The organism is uncultured Bacteroides sp., assembly GCF_902472605.1.
Lineage (GTDB): Bacteria > Bacteroidota > Bacteroidia > Bacteroidales > Bacteroidaceae > Phocaeicola.
Genome location: NZ_CABROP010000001.1, coordinates 37682 through 52553, shown reverse-complemented (window position 1 = coordinate 52553; position 14872 = coordinate 37682). Strand labels below are relative to the sequence as shown.

The 14872-nt window shown below is 45.2% G+C and carries 10 protein-coding genes; 6 read left to right on the top strand and 4 right to left on the bottom strand.

Features of this window, described 5'->3' with window-relative positions:
* Both RDP42_RS00210 and RDP42_RS00205 read right to left on the bottom strand, forming a co-directional pair.
* Nucleotides 1–1068, bottom strand: coding sequence for a heparan-alpha-glucosaminide N-acetyltransferase domain-containing protein (locus tag RDP42_RS00210; protein WP_308762052.1), 1068 nt, complete (start codon nucleotides 1066–1068; stop codon nucleotides 1–3).
* Nucleotides 1069–1103: 35 nt separating this feature from the next.
* Nucleotides 1104–3269 carry an alpha-N-acetylglucosaminidase gene (locus RDP42_RS00205; RefSeq protein ID WP_308762051.1) on the bottom strand — a complete coding sequence of 722 codons (2166 nt, stop codon included), beginning with the start codon at nucleotides 3267–3269 and terminating at the stop codon, nucleotides 1104–1106.
* A 176-nt stretch (nucleotides 3270–3445) separates the two neighbouring features.
* Between RDP42_RS00205 and RDP42_RS00200 the strand changes: the two genes are divergently transcribed.
* The gene (locus RDP42_RS00200; RefSeq protein ID WP_308762050.1) at nucleotides 3446–4795 is read left to right on the top strand and encodes an MATE family efflux transporter; all 1350 of its coding nucleotides are present in this window, start codon (nucleotides 3446–3448) and stop codon (nucleotides 4793–4795) included.
* Between the two features lie 2 nt (nucleotides 4796–4797).
* On the opposite strand, the gene RDP42_RS00195 is transcribed toward RDP42_RS00200, so the two are convergent.
* Nucleotides 4798–5025, bottom strand: coding sequence for a hypothetical protein (locus tag RDP42_RS00195; protein ID WP_308762049.1), 228 nt, complete (start codon nucleotides 5023–5025; stop codon nucleotides 4798–4800).
* 57 nt (nucleotides 5026–5082) lie between these two features.
* Complete coding sequence (gene proC, locus RDP42_RS00190; protein WP_308762048.1) at nucleotides 5083–5856, bottom strand: pyrroline-5-carboxylate reductase; 774 nt, start codon at nucleotides 5854–5856, stop codon at nucleotides 5083–5085.
* Nucleotides 5857–6355: 499 nt separating this feature from the next.
* On the opposite strand from proC, the gene RDP42_RS00185 reads away from it, so the two are divergent.
* From RDP42_RS00185 to RDP42_RS00165, 5 genes are all read left to right on the top strand, one after another.
* A complete protein-coding gene (locus tag RDP42_RS00185) occupies nucleotides 6356–7333 on the top strand; it encodes an SGNH/GDSL hydrolase family protein (protein ID WP_308762047.1) in 978 nt (325 codons plus the stop codon).
* A 25-nt stretch (nucleotides 7334–7358) separates the two neighbouring features.
* A complete protein-coding gene (locus RDP42_RS00180) occupies nucleotides 7359–8783 on the top strand; it encodes a sialate O-acetylesterase (RefSeq protein WP_308762046.1) in 1425 nt (474 codons plus the stop codon).
* A gap of 225 nt (nucleotides 8784–9008) precedes the next feature.
* The gene (locus RDP42_RS00175) at nucleotides 9009–9899 is read left to right on the top strand and encodes an AraC family transcriptional regulator (RefSeq protein WP_308762045.1); all 891 of its coding nucleotides are present in this window, start codon (nucleotides 9009–9011) and stop codon (nucleotides 9897–9899) included.
* A gap of 198 nt (nucleotides 9900–10097) precedes the next feature.
* The gene (locus tag RDP42_RS00170) at nucleotides 10098–11396 is read left to right on the top strand and encodes a glycoside hydrolase family 2 TIM barrel-domain containing protein (RefSeq protein WP_308762044.1); all 1299 of its coding nucleotides are present in this window, start codon (nucleotides 10098–10100) and stop codon (nucleotides 11394–11396) included.
* 200 nt (nucleotides 11397–11596) lie between these two features.
* A complete protein-coding gene (locus tag RDP42_RS00165; protein ID WP_308762043.1) occupies nucleotides 11597–14869 on the top strand; it encodes a TonB-dependent receptor in 3273 nt (1090 codons plus the stop codon).
* Nucleotides 14870–14872: the final 3 nt, after the last annotated feature.

Genomic DNA, 14872 nt, shown 5'->3' with positions numbered 1-14872 from the left:
TCATATTTTGATATAAATCTTTTTCTTATGTAGGATATATCCGGTCAGTCCCATTACTCCACAGAAGAGGAGAGAGTAAATGAGGGAAGCAAAATATTCGTCCGTAAATAGGGTATTGATAGCTTGGTAAATAGGTTGCCGTATGTTCCATTCGGAGAATGCAATGGCTACTACTTCGCTAAGCACATAAAGGAAGAGCGGATTCATGCCGAAGACCAAGAAGAAGGTCCAGCCTTTGTTCACTTCCTTCACGTCTATCACATAGATGAGCAGAGCGAGAAGTAAGGAACCCCATCCACAGGTCACAAGTACAAAACTTGTAGACCATACTCGTTTGTTGAGGGGCATCCAGATAGAGAGGATATAACCGACAGCCAGCATCACCACTGCTACTGAAATCAGTTTGACAATGCGTTGGTTGATGGAAATCTTTTCCAAAAGGAGCTTGCCGCACAAAAATCCGATGAGGGTGTGGGCTACTGCGGAAATGGTGGCCACCAGCCCTTCCGGATCAATCGGGCTTTTCTTGTAAAGATGGGCTTCTCCGAAAATGCCTCTGTCGATGACGGCCAGGATGTTGGTGTCATCACAGGCATAGCCGTTTCCTGTCAGGAGGATAATGGAATAAACGACCAACAGACCGCCGGCAATCCAAGGAAGATACTTGTGGCGGATGTAGATGACCATCAGTGATACAATACCGTAGCACAAACCGATGCGTTGCAGCACACCGGGAATACGCAGCGTGTCTATCGGGAAAAATTCTCCTTTGCAGGCATAGCCGAACCATTCGATACCCAATCCGATAAGGATGATGAGGAAAGTCCGACGGAAAATCTTTTTGACCACATCCTGCGAGGGCTTGAAGTCGAACTTCCGAAGAGAAATGTAAGTGGAAATACCTACCATGAACAGGAAGAACGGAAAGACCAGGTCACATGGAGTCAGGCCGTTCCATACGGAATGGCGCAAAGGAGCATACGAAACAGGCCCTCCGGCATTGTTTACCAGAATCATGCCGCATACCGTGATGCCGCGTAATACATCAAGTGACACAAGTCTTTTCATCGTACCTTCTGTTTAAATGTGTTTTTCCCGATTCTTTATTTATCTTTGAATACCTTGTTGAAAACTTCCTTTGCTACAGTAATGCAATCGCCTTCTCCTTTTGCCGCATACGGGTTGTGAGCCACTGTCCATGGTTCTTCCATGGCATAATAATCCAGCTCTACCATCGGTTTTCCATCCAATACATCCTGGAGGGTCTGCCAGTAGGCTGCCCAGCGTTTGTAGTAGAAATCTTTCAGTATGCCGTTCCATTCTTTGTGCGCATAGTCGCGAAGACCTCCGTCATTGGCACATACACGGTCGCCCCAAGTGGTGATTTGTACGCGGGCATTCCATTCATACAGGTCTTTTTCTTCCGGAGTAGTTCCTAAATTGCGGGCCTGCTCAATCCAGCGTCCAACGCGGAACTCGCTTCTTGTAGCCAGCAGTTGATCTTGTGCCAGCAGGATGTTCAGGAATTCCAGAGAGTGAGCCGCGAAGCTTTTCTTGTCGAAGCTCTTGAAGTCGGCTACTGTCTGGTTGTAGACGATACGTCCTCTGTCTGACAAAGACTGGCGGACGATATCAATCAGGTCATATTCAAAGTTGTTGTTGCCTTTGAACTTGTCGGCTGCTTCCAGCATCAGGCGGGCCGCATCTTCGGTGGTAGTCGGGTCATAATAGTTTTCCATTTTTGACCAGCTGGAAGCCTGGAAGTTGTTCAGGCTTGGACGGCCGCAGAAGATGGATTCGTGGGTTCCCTGTTGGTTGTTACCGAACGGACAGTTATAGATACCGTTTGCCAAAATGTTCCATGCTTTGGCTACTGTTTCATCGTATGTGCCGTAACGTGCCTTGATGTAGCCTTTCAGCCATTCTTCCTTGGTGAATTTCTCTGGACGCCAGGGAAGTTCGCACATCAGTTCGAACATTACCGGATTGTTTTCACTGCCTTCCATGGTCAGGCCGATACCTTTCAGGTGAGCAGCCAGCGGATTGTTCTTGGTAAGATAGAAATTGTTCAGCAACTGGTCCATACGTCCGTGCAAGCCTACGTTACCTCCGAAATTTTCTATCATGCAGAACAGCCAGTTATGCTGTTCGTATCCTTTTTCGCGTTTCCAGATAGAAGGGATACCCCACATCGGGCGGCATTCGCTGAACAAGTCCAGAATCAGGATGTCTCCGTTGTTCAGGTTCTTGATCATTTCCGGACGCGGATTTTCTGTCCATCCTTGAATAACCCATGTGGCCTTCGGATTGGCTTGCTTCATGGCTTTAAGTACGGCTTTTCCGGCAGCGTCGAAATCTACGCTTCCTGCATCTTCAAGTTCATGGAACGGGTCCATGGAGTAGTAGTTGGCTTTGCCGAATAATTTTTCCAGTTCTTTATAATATAAGGAAGCAATTTCATTAAAGCGTGCATCTGTAGGAAGCAGGAAAGCCGGACGGGTGAATCCGTTCCATAATGCGGGTTCCGTTACATTCAATCCCAGTTTTTTATTGGCATCGTGGGGAACCATACCTGAATAGCCTGGGAATACCGGTTCGATACCGTATTCACGCATGCGTTTCAAAATCTTTTTCTGCAAGGCTTCCTGCTGTGTGTACCAGCTGTCTGGATTGGGACCGCCCCATCCTTCCAGGTTGTTCATGGCCCACCATGCCAGAAAAGCAGGTCCTGCAATGAATTTATTGATTTCTTCTTTTGTATAACCTAATTTGGTCAGCATGTTCTTCCATACACACTCCTGACCTACGACTGCGAGTGGAAGATTGATGCCGTGCAACGCCATCCAGTCAATTTCCTTTTCCCAACGGTTCCAGTCCCAGAATGCCATGGTATAAGAATAGGTACAATAGTTGAAATCGTATCTCAAGGAGAGGTTGGTTTCCTTGCGGACCGGAGTGGATACTTTCGGCAGGTTTTCCGGCAACTGGGCGGTCATTCCGTTCCAGGAAAGATGAATACCTGCGTAGTATTTCAGGTACCAGTTGAGGCCGGTGGCGATGTTTACATAATTATTACCGCGGATGACGACTTTGTTGCCTTTCTGGTCAAGTTCGAAAAAGTCGTTTCCTCCTTTTTGTAATTGTATAATGAACTTGTGGGATGACCCCGGGCAAATTCTTTCCAAAAGTCCGTCGACAGGATTACTCCATAAGCTGAATGGAATGCAAACACATGCTAAAAGGATAAGTAAAAATCGTTTGGATTTCATAATATTCATTTTTAAGTGTTACAAAAATCATACTTTATAAATAACATAAGGGGGAAAATAGTCAATAAAAGGGGGAAAATAGTGCATTATGGGGTTTCTACCTTTAAATTGACCTATATCAAGCCACTCTCTGCGGTAAATATTGTAATTTTGCCACGTTTTTAGAGAGTAAACACGTGGAACAGGCTATTCAACAAACAAACATCCGGAAGGGCTTGACGAAGCTCGTGATTCCTATTTTTATAGAGACTTTATTGATCATGATGTTGGGGGCGGTAGACACCATCATGCTGAGCCAGTACTCGGACGAGAGTGTGGCGGCAGTAGGAGTGGTCAACCAGATTGTGATGTTTGCTTTCCTCATCTTCGAGGTAATCAATATCGGTACTTCCGTGCTGTGTTCGCAGTACCTTGGAGCGGGGCTGAAGAATAAAATGGTGCAGGTGGTGGGAGTGGCCTTGCTGCTGAACTTGGTGGTAGGTATACTGGTCAGTGCCATTTTGCATTATGGGGCGGCCACGTTGTTAGGATGGATGGGATTGCGTCCGGAGTTGTTGAAGTACGGTATCGGGTACATGGAAATTGTAGGGGCCTTTGCTTTTTTCCAGGCCATCTCGCTGACCATATCTGCTTCGCTTCGTAGTGCGAACAAGGCTATCTATCCCATGCTGGTTACGGTGTTGGTCAATGTGATGAACATCATCGGCAATTATTCCCTGATTTTTGGTAAGTTCGGATTTCCGGCCTTGGGAGCGGAAGGAGCGGCTATTTCTACCTCCATTGCCCGAGGCGTCAGCATGATTGTGTTGTTTGTTATCCTGTTCAAGAAACATATTCCTTCTTTCCCGCTGGCCCTGTTCCGGCCTTTCCCTTGGAAAGAACTGAAGAACCTGTTGAAGGTGGGATTGCCTTCTGCCGGGGAGAACATGTCGTACAGCTTCTCGCAGGTGGTGATTACCTATCTGATCAATATTTTGGGAAATGATTCGCTGGCTACCCGTACCTATACGGTCAATACCACTATGTTTGTCTACTTGTTTGCCATCGCCATGGCACAAGGTGGAGCCATCAGTATCGGGCATCTGGTAGGGCAGAAGAAGATACGTGCGGCCTATCTGTTGGGAAAATATGTGATGCGTCTGTCCATCCTGGTCTCTTTGATACTTTCGTGTATCTGGGCCATTTTCGGGCATACCATCTTCAGTCTGCTGACCAAGAACGAGAATATCATTCGGTTGGGAGTGACCATCCTGATAGTCGATGTGATTGTGGAGATTGGACGTGCCGTGAACATTTATGCCACGAATGCCTTGCGTTCGGCGGGTGATGTGAATTTCCCTTTCTATGTAGGGTTGGTCGTACAGTGGACAGTGTCCGTCGGGTTGAGCTACCTGCTCGGCATCCATTGGGGATGGGGACTGGTGGGTATGTGGTGTGCCTTCCTGCTTGATGAGAACATCCGTGCCTTTATCTTCGTGAAACGCTGGAACAGCCTGAAATGGGCCAAAAAGGGATTTGTGAAGTAAGGCTACATACCCGATTGAATCAGGCAGAAATAGAAAAAGATGATGCAAAGTATGTCGATGGTCAATGCGATGACCGACCAGCGAAGGAATTGTTTATTTCTCTTGACGGCCCCGTAAATAATTCCTAAGATGGCAGAGAGGAGTATTCCCGTGATAATTCCGAAAACACCTTGTATGGCGATGCCCAGCAATACGAGGATACCCATCGTGATAAGGATATTGTTTTTCATGTCGATTTGATTTAGGTTAGGGAATAAAAAGGGAGCATGAAGCTCCCTGTATTGTTTTTAGAGGCTGGCCTTAATGGCACGAATGACCGCTGAGGTGAATCCGTCGTGTTCCAGTGAGTTGATGCCTTTGATGGTGATTCCTCCCGGAGTGGTGACCTTTTCAATTTCAGTGGCCGGATGGGCGTGTTCGTTGTTCAGCAACAGTTGGGCAGCTCCTTCCAGGGTCTGTGCCAGCATGGTCTGTGCATCGTGAGGTTTGATGCCAAGCTCTACTCCTGCCTGCATGGCAGCCTGCACGTATTTCAGCACGTAAGCGATGCCGCAGGAAGTCAATGAGGTGGCAGCAGCAAACAGTTTTTCGTCAATCAGCATGGAGCGTCCCATTTCATTGAACAGGGAAGTCATGCCTGCAATCTGCTCTTCCGAAGCGTTGCGTGCGGCAATCAGGGTCATGCTGGCGCCTTCTGAAATGGCGGTGTTCGGGATGACGCGGAAAATTGGCATCTCCGGGTCTACGAAATGTGCCAGGTCTTCAATGGTCAGTCCGGCAGCCACTGATACCAAGATTTGCGGATGTCTCAATCTTAAAGGTTTTAGCACTTCTTCCACTTTCCAAGGCTTTACGGCGATGATGACAATGTCGGCATCCTCTGCGGCCTCTTTGTTGGAATGGGTCACGTGGATGGCGGGAAATTCTGTTTTAAGCGCATTCAGTTTTCCGGCACTGGGGTTGGATACCGTTATCTGTTGTGCCTGGATATAATGTCCGTTGGCCAGTCCACGGGCAATGGCACCTCCCATGTTTCCGGCTCCGATAATCGCTACTTTCATATTTTACAAGTTTGAGTTCTATATTCGCAAAGTTATAATTAAAAATGAGAGTCTGGCTATATAATGGAATTTATTTTGGCTGTTCGGAGGAAGGAACGTAGCCATTTGGTGAAACATACGGGCATTTATACGTTATTTCCCGTTTGTTTTTTATGTTTCCCTTAAGGAAAACGTATGTTTTCCATGGCCGAAATGTATGTTTCCGCACCGGGAAACGTACGTCTCCGCTTCGGGAAACATAGAAAATGCAGGGGAGATGTGGAAAAAATGTGGGAAGGTTAAAAGATAATTTGAGGAAATTTAGATAAGAAAGTATCAAGCGGAATAGAAAGAGATGGCTATCTTTGTGAAAAGGAAAAATGATATTATGAGAAACAACCGATTTTTGTTCTGTTTTGCGCTTAGTGCGATTTTGCTCGGAGGATTCCTACCGATTTGGGCAGGCTGTTTGCCCCCGTCTAAAGACTTTGTTTCTTCTGATGATGAAAATATTGTGTATATGGGGAGAATCAGCAAACGTATTCCCCATGCCGTTCGTTTCACTTATCCGGGAGTGAGCATCTTTGCCAATTTTGAGGGCACTTCCTTGCAGATGCTGACAAGTCCCGGATGCGGCTCTTTCATGGTGGAGATAGATGAGCAGCTTCCTTTCCGGATAAACTTTGCTGAAAAAGACTCTGTTCAAACGCTGGCCGAAGGTCTTTTGGCGGGTGTGCATCGGGTGCGTATCATGTATGTGGTAGAAGGCTACGAACTGAAGCCGTCATTCAAAGGATTTTATTTGGATAAAGGATGCCGTCTGGCAGAGGCTCCGGTATTACCGGAGCGTCGCATAGAGTTTATCGGTAATTCTATTACATGTGGTTATGGAGTGGAATCGGAGAATCCTTCCGACCCTTTTTCCTATGAAACGGAAAATCATTTCTATACGTATGCGGCCCGTACGGCCAGAGCCTTGCAGGCACAGCATCTGGTGGTAGCCCGCTCGGGAATCGGAATCTATCGCAATTATGGGGCTCCCCGTGAGGGCAGTAAGGATTGTCTGCCTGCCATGTATGAACAGACCTTGTTCATGGATTCTACAGAGCACTGGAATCACGCGCTTTATACGCCTGATGTGGTTTGTATCAATCTGGGGACAAATGATACCAGTCTGGACAATTATGATATGCATTTGCTGACTGAAGGGTATCGGGGTTTCATGAAACGGCTTCGTGCCATTTATCCGAAGGCGAAACTGGTGCTGCTGACCGGTTCCATGATGAACGGGAAGCCGCTGGAGGATGTGAAAAAGGCAATGGATACCGTGGTTCGTGAAATGCATGCAAAGGGAGATGGAGTGGTTTACCGTTTTGATATGTCTCCTCAGACGGGGTCATTGGGAATAGGAGCCAGCTATCATCCTTCTATGCGGCAACATCAGAAAATGGCATGTGAACTGACTGCCTTCCTGAAGGATTTGATGAAATGGGAATAGAATGTATTTTAAATATCACGTAAAAATGAAGAAATGGATTGTAAGTGCCTGCCTGCTGCTAATGCAGGCTGGTGCGTGGGGTAAGATTACGTTGCCCGACATTGTGAGTGACAACATGGTGCTGCAACAACAGACTGAGGCTTGTCTGTGGGGCAAGGCGAAGGCCAATGCCGAAGTGAGCATCCGTCCGTCGTGGAACCAAGAGGTGTATAAGGTGACTGCCGATGCCGAAGGAAAGTGGGTGGTTAAAATCCAGACACCGACGGCCAGTTACCAGACCTATACGATTTCCATTTCCGATGGAGAGGAAGTGAAACTGAACAATGTGCTGGTAGGAGAAGTGTGGTTTTGCTCGGGACAGTCGAACATGGAGATGCCTTTGCGGGGTTTTGAGAATTGTCCGATAGCCGGAGCCAATGAAACCATTGCCACTGCCTCGAAGTGGAAAGGCATCCGGGTAGCCACTGTCGAAAAGAACGGACAGCTGCAGCCTGTTGACGAGTGTAAGGGAAGCTGGAAGGTGAGCAATCCGGAAAATGCGCCGGCTTTCAGTGCCACGGCTTTCAATTTCGCCATGATGATGAACCAGGTGCTGGATATTCCGGTGGGAATCATCAACTGTAGCTGGGGTGGCTCTATGGTAGAAGGCTGGTTGCCCCGTGAAATTGTGGCACAGTACCCTGATATTGATTTGAAGAAGGATATTCGTAAGGAAGACGGACATGACTGGTGGCATTACCTGAGTCCGACATTGATGTATAACGGTATGCTCAAGCCGTTGCAGAATTATACGATTAAAGGTTTCCTGTGGTATCAGGGCGAATCGAATGTCGGAAAGCACAAGACTTATGGCGAGCGGTTGAAAACAATGGTGGAGCTCTGGCGTAAGGAATGGGGGCTGGGCGAACTTCCATTCTATTATGTGGAGATTGCGCCTTTCAACTCTACGGAGACTACTGGTTGTGCCTATCTGCGTGAGGCACAGTTCAAGGCACAGGCGCTCATCCCGAACAGTGGCATGATATCGACCAATGACCTGGTGGAACCTTATGAAATGAAAAATGTACATCCGAAAAATAAGACCGATGTGGGGAAACGTCTGGCTTATATGGCCTTGAGCAAGACGTATCAGGTGCCGGGTATTGAGGCATATGGGCCGGTTTATAAGTCAATGGAAGTGAAAGACGGAGCAGTGATTCTCTCGTTCGACCATGCGGAGGAAGGTTTCAACCGTCTGTCGGGAATGGAAGGTTTTGAAGTAGCTGGAAGCGACAAGGTATTCTATCCGGCAAAAGCGGAAGTTTTCAACAACCGGCAGATAAAGGTGACCTGCGACAAGGTGACGCAGCCTGTAGCGGTACGTTACTGTTTCCGCGATTTCCAGCCGGGCAATGTGGCTAATTTGCGTGAGTTGCCGTTGTATCCATTCCGTACGGACGACTGGGAATAATCAGATTCTTCTTATATAAAAACCGGGTTTGCAAGATGTATGGCAGACCCGGTTTTTTTATGGATTCCGGTGGCAGTCGTAAAAGCATGAAAATAGATGGTAGGAAGTGATTGTTCGGATGCATTTTTATTTTATTTTTGCTGGAAATGAAAATAACGGAGAACTTTTGCGTGAAGGAAGCAGAGTCTGGAACTAACCTTATGTATAAATTGATTTGAAAATACTATGGGAAAATTAGTGAATGAGAATTTTATACGGGAAATCACTCCACTTTCAGATAAAGATTGTTTTTATATTGCCGACCGGCATAAAAAGGAGTTTACTTATCCGATGCATTGTCATCGGGAATTTGAGCTGAACTTTGTGGAACATGCGCCTGGGGTACGTCGCATAGTAGGCGATTCGGCGGAAGTAATAGGAGATTATGATTTGGTGTTGATAACCAGTCCGGATTTGGAACATGTCTGGGAACAGAATACATGTACTTCGCCGGATATCCGGGAAATTACCATTCAGTTTGTACCTTCTTTCATGAGTGGACTGGTGGAAACCAATCAGTTTGATATGATTCGTAAAATGCTTGAAAAGGCACAAAATGGACTGTGTTTCCCCATGGATGCCATGATGAAAATCTATTCGCTTATTGACAGGCTTCCTGAAATGAAAGGTTTTTATGCGGTTATGAATTTTTTTACTTTACTTTATGAGTTGTCTTTGTTTACCGATCAGGCACGTACCTTGTCGAGCTCTTCATTTGCCAAAATAGAGGTACATTCAGACAGTAGGCGTGTGCAAAAGGTACAAAATTATATAGAAAAGCATTACCAGGAGGAAATCAAGTTGAAACTGTTGGCCGATATGGTGGGGATGACAGAAGTTTCGTTCAGCCGTTTCTTTAAGTTGCGTACGGGTAAGAATCTATCGGATTACATTATAGATTTACGTTTGGGACATGCGACCCGTTTGCTGGTAGACTCTACAATGGCAGTTGCTGAGATTTGTTATGAGTGCGGGTTTAATAATCTGTCAAATTTTAACCGTATTTTTAAGAAGAAGAAGGATTGCTCTCCGAAGGAGTTTAGAGACAATTATCGGAAAAAACGTATCATTATTTGATGGAAATCCCATTTTGTTACAAAAGTAATTCCCTTTTCCTGCTCGTGTCAGATTAACAGGAAAAGGGATTTTTTTTAATGGAGACTGGAATATATATATTTCAGGGAAATAGGTATTTGGTGGATATTGGATAAGATTATATCATTTTTATAAGTTTTTCCCTCCTAATTTTGGGCCATAAAGATAAATCTAATAGGTATGCAAAAACATAAATTCATTTTATTGTTAGTGTGGTGTGGTTTGGCCATCTCTTGTGTGGCGAGGCCTCAGGAGGAGAATCGTTTTGTGAGGATGGAAAACGGGCAGTTTATCCGTCATGGTAAACCTTATTATTATATTGGCACCAATTTGTGGTATGGAGCTATTTTAGGGTCGGAAGGTAGAGGAGGAAATCGTGAGCGTTTGTGCCGTGAACTGGACTCGCTGAAAAGTATCGGAATAGATAATTTGCGTATTTTGGTTGGCTCGGATGGGGAAGAAGGGATGCCAGCCAAGGTGGAACCTACACTTCAGAAGGCTCCTGGGGTATATAATGATACGATTTTTGCCGGCCTTGATTTTCTTCTGGCAGAAATGTCAAAGCGCGATATGTTGGCCGTACTTTATTTGAATAATTCCTGGGAGTGGAGTGGAGGATATGGACAGTATCTACAGTGGGCAGGTTATGGTAAAGCTCCTGCTCCTGCGGTTGATGGCTATGCAGCATATAGGGATTTTGTCAGTCAGTTTGTGCGCTCCGACAGTGCGAAAGCGCTGTATGCAAATTATGTGAAGAAGGTGGTGGGGCGCACAAACCGTTATACGAAGCAACGTTATGTGGATGATCCTACCATTATGTCATGGCAGATAGGAAATGAGCCTCGCGCTTTTTCGCAAGAAAGTAAGCAAGGGCTGGCAGAATGGATGAGTGAGGCGGCTGCTTTGATAAAATCGCTGGATCCGAATCATCTGGTGTCTACCGGAAGTGAGGGCAAATGGGGCTGTGAAATGGATATGGATTTGTATGAAAAGATTCATGCGGATACCAATATAGATTATCTGAATATTCATATCTGGCCTTATAACTGGGGATGGGCGCCGAAAGATAGTCTGCAGGCAAATTTGGAAAAGGCCGAACGAAATTCGAAGGCATATATTGATGAGCATCTGATAATAGCAAAAAAGTATCAGAAACCTTTGGTTCTGGAAGAGTTTGGTTATCCTAGAGATAATTTTTGTTTTGACAGGTCGGCTCCGGTCGTGGCGCGTAATGCGTATTATACGTTTGTGTTTGAACAGATAGTCAATCATGCAACCGCTCATTCTTTGTTTATGGGATGTAATTTCTGGGGATGGGGAGGCTTTGCAGAGCCTTCAGGAATACATGAGTATTGGATGCCGGGAGATGATTATACGGGTGACCCCGCACAGGAACAGCAAGGACTGAATTCTGTGTTTGCTTCAGATACAAGCACAATCAGGCTGGTAAAGTCTTATGTAGAAAGACTGGGAAAATGAGAAAACATGAGATGTCGGCATATGCAAAGGATGGATAAAATAATATCATTATTCCTGTTTCATTATCTCTACTTTTGTGTTTGTAAAAGAACTGAAACAGAAATGACTTGAATCTGATATTATGTCGGGAGGATTCTTTGTTGACTTTTCACATATTATCTATTGGACTAAGGAGTTATTAATCATACAAATGGTGCATTATGAATAAAAATGTAAAAAGATGTGTGCTGGTTGCTGGTGCTCTTACTATGATTTCTGTGGGAAACGTGCATCAGGCGCAGGCTTCTGGAATTGAAGCATCGGAGGTACTGCAACAGGCTAAAACGCAGATCAAAGGTAAGGTGGTAGATGCCACCGGTGAAACTGTGATTGGGGCAAATGTTCTTGAAAAGGGAACAACTAACGGGGTGATTACGGATATTGACGGTAACTTTGTGCTGAGTGTCTCTCCAGGGGCTACGATTGAGATTTCTTATATTGGCTATGTGACGCAGACTGTAAAGATTACGAATCAGACCTCTTTGAACATTGTGTTGAAGGAAGATTCTGAGACCTTGGATGAGGTAGTGGTAGTAGGTTATGGTACCATGAAGAAAAGTGACCTTTCCGGAGCTTCTGTTTCTGTAGGTGAAGATGCAATAAAGGGTTCTGTTATTACAAACTTGGATCAGTCTTTGCAGGGACGTGCTGCCGGTGTGTCTGCTGTCAGTACTTCTGGAGCGCCAGGATCGTCTTCTTCCATTCGTGTGCGTGGACAAGCTACCATCAATTCAAATGCGGAACCTTTGTATGTGATTGATGGAGTCATTGTACAGGGAGGTGGTTCTTCCGGTTCTGATTTTGGATTAGGTGATGCACTGGGGAACGGTTCTGTTTCTACTATTTCTCCGCTTTCTACCATTAACCCTTCGGATATTGTGTCTATGGAAATTCTGAAGGATGCTTCGGCTACTGCCATTTATGGAGCCCAGGGTGCCAATGGTGTAGTCTTGATTACTACCAAACGAGGAAAAGCTGGGGAAGCTAAATTTACTTACGACGGTATGCTGGCCGTACAGCGGCAGACAAAACGTCTGGATATGATGAACCTGCGTGAATTTGCCAGCTTCTATAATGATTTTGTGGAAGTGGGTGAATTGGAAGAAAACGCAACTTATGCGGATCCTTCTTTGTTGGGTACAGGTACAAACTGGCAGGATGCGGTGTTCCGTACGGCTTTGCAGCATCAGCACCAGATTTCAGCTCAGGGAGGAACGGAAAAGGTGAAGTACTATGTGTCTGGTTCTTATATGGATCAGGATGGTACGTTGATAGGTTCCAGCTTTAACCGTTACTCGTTCCGTACAAACCTGGATGCCCAACTGAAGCCGTGGTTGAAGATTGGTTTGAATGCTACATATTCTTCTACGAAAGATGATTTAAAGCTAGCAGACAGTGACCAGGGTATTATCAGTTATTCGTTGCAGACTGTGCCAGATATACCTATTTACGATATTGACGGTAATTATTCTTCTATTGTGCGTGAAGGATACACCAGTCCGAATCCGATAGCCATGGCCATGATGGATGAGATTATGTTGTATCGGCAAAAACTTACCGGAAGTATCTTTGCAGATGTGACTTTAATGAAGAACCTGACTTGGCATACGGAATTTGGTTACGATATCAGTTATAATAAAGGAGAACGGTATCAACCCAAGGTAGACTTAGGAAACTGGAAACGTGACAGTAATTACAGTTCTATCCAGAAAAACAACAGTACTTTCTGGCAACTGAAAAATTATGTGACCTATAACGGACAGATTGGCAAACATTATTTTACAGCTATGCTGGGGCAGGAATGTTGGGAGTCTAATTATGATTATATTTCGGTAGCAAATACGAACCTGCCTTCGGATATAGTTCATAATCCGGCTTTAGGTACAGGTACTCCTTCCATTAATTCCGGTTTCGGAAGTGCGGCCATGGCTTCTTTCTTTACACGTCTGAACTATAATTATGCCGACCGTTATCTGGCTACTTATACTTATCGTTATGATGGCTCTTCAAATTTTGGCCCGAATAACCGTTGGGCCGGATTCCATGCGGTAGCTGCTTCATGGCGCTTTTCGAATGAGAAATTCTTTGAATCTCTTAGTTCGGTCGTAAGTAATGGAAAACTGCGTTTAGGCTGGGGACAGACTGGTAACTCAAATATTGGTAGCTATCGATGGGGAGCCAGCATGTCTAAAATGCCGACCGGATTGGGCTTGGGTTACCGTCAGTCTAATATTGCAAACTTAGGAGTGAAGTGGGAAACACAGGAACAGTTTAATGTGGGAGTAGATTTGGGCTTCTTCCAGAATCGTGTGAACCTGGTAGTTGACTGGTATCAGAAGGTTTCTAAGGATATGTTGATGTCTTTGCAGCTTCCTTCGTATATGGGAACTTCCGGGAATGCCTCTTCTGTCTTGTCTGCTCCAATGGGGAACTATGGAGATATTGAAAACAAGGGATGGGAAATCTCGTTGAATACACATCCGTTGGTGGGAGCGTTTGAATGGGATTCAGATTTCCAGATTTCTTTCAATAAAAATAAATTACGTGCCTTGAGTGGAACGGCCAATGCGCAGATTGTGGGATATGGCCAGTGGACAGATGTGGTGAGTGTGACGAATGTAGGAGAGTCTTTGTATAATTTCTATGGTTATGTATGTGATGGCGTGTATGAAGACTTGGAAGACCTGCAGACCTCAGCCAAGCCTGAAAAGTATCCGGCCAATGGAGTCTTTAACCGGACGAATACTGTGTGGGTTGGTGATATCAAGTACAAGGATTTGAACGGTGATGGGGTGATTGATGAAAATGACCGTACAAATATCGGTTCTCCACTGCCTAAGTTTACGTTTGGATGGACAAATACGTTCCGTTATAAGAATTTTGATTTGTCACTGTTTATTAATGGTTCTTATGGAAATAAGGTATATAATTATCTGGCGATGAAGCTGACACACATGAACTCATCATGGACCAACCAGCTGACCACAGTATTGGACCGTGCCCAGATTGTTCCGATAGATGAGACTAAAGATTATTCAGGTGGCGTACTGGTAAATGGAACAATGGTGTATAATTGGTATGATGACATAACCAACGTACGGGTGTCAAATCCTGAGACATCAACTCCACGCTCTTCTATACAGGATCCGAACGACAATGACCGGATAAGCGACCGATATATTGAAGATGGTTCGTATATTCGTCTGAAGAATATTACGTTGGGATATACTTTCCCAACCAAGATGATAAAGAAATGGGGATTGGAGAACTTGCGTGTATATGCAAATATACAGAATTTGCTGACCATTACCGGATACAGTGGTTATGACCCTGAAATTGGTGCCAGCACATCCAGTGCCAATGTATATGGATTGGATAATGGACGCTACCCTTCTCCTACCGTTTATTCTTTCGGTTTGAATGTTTCTTTCTAAAAA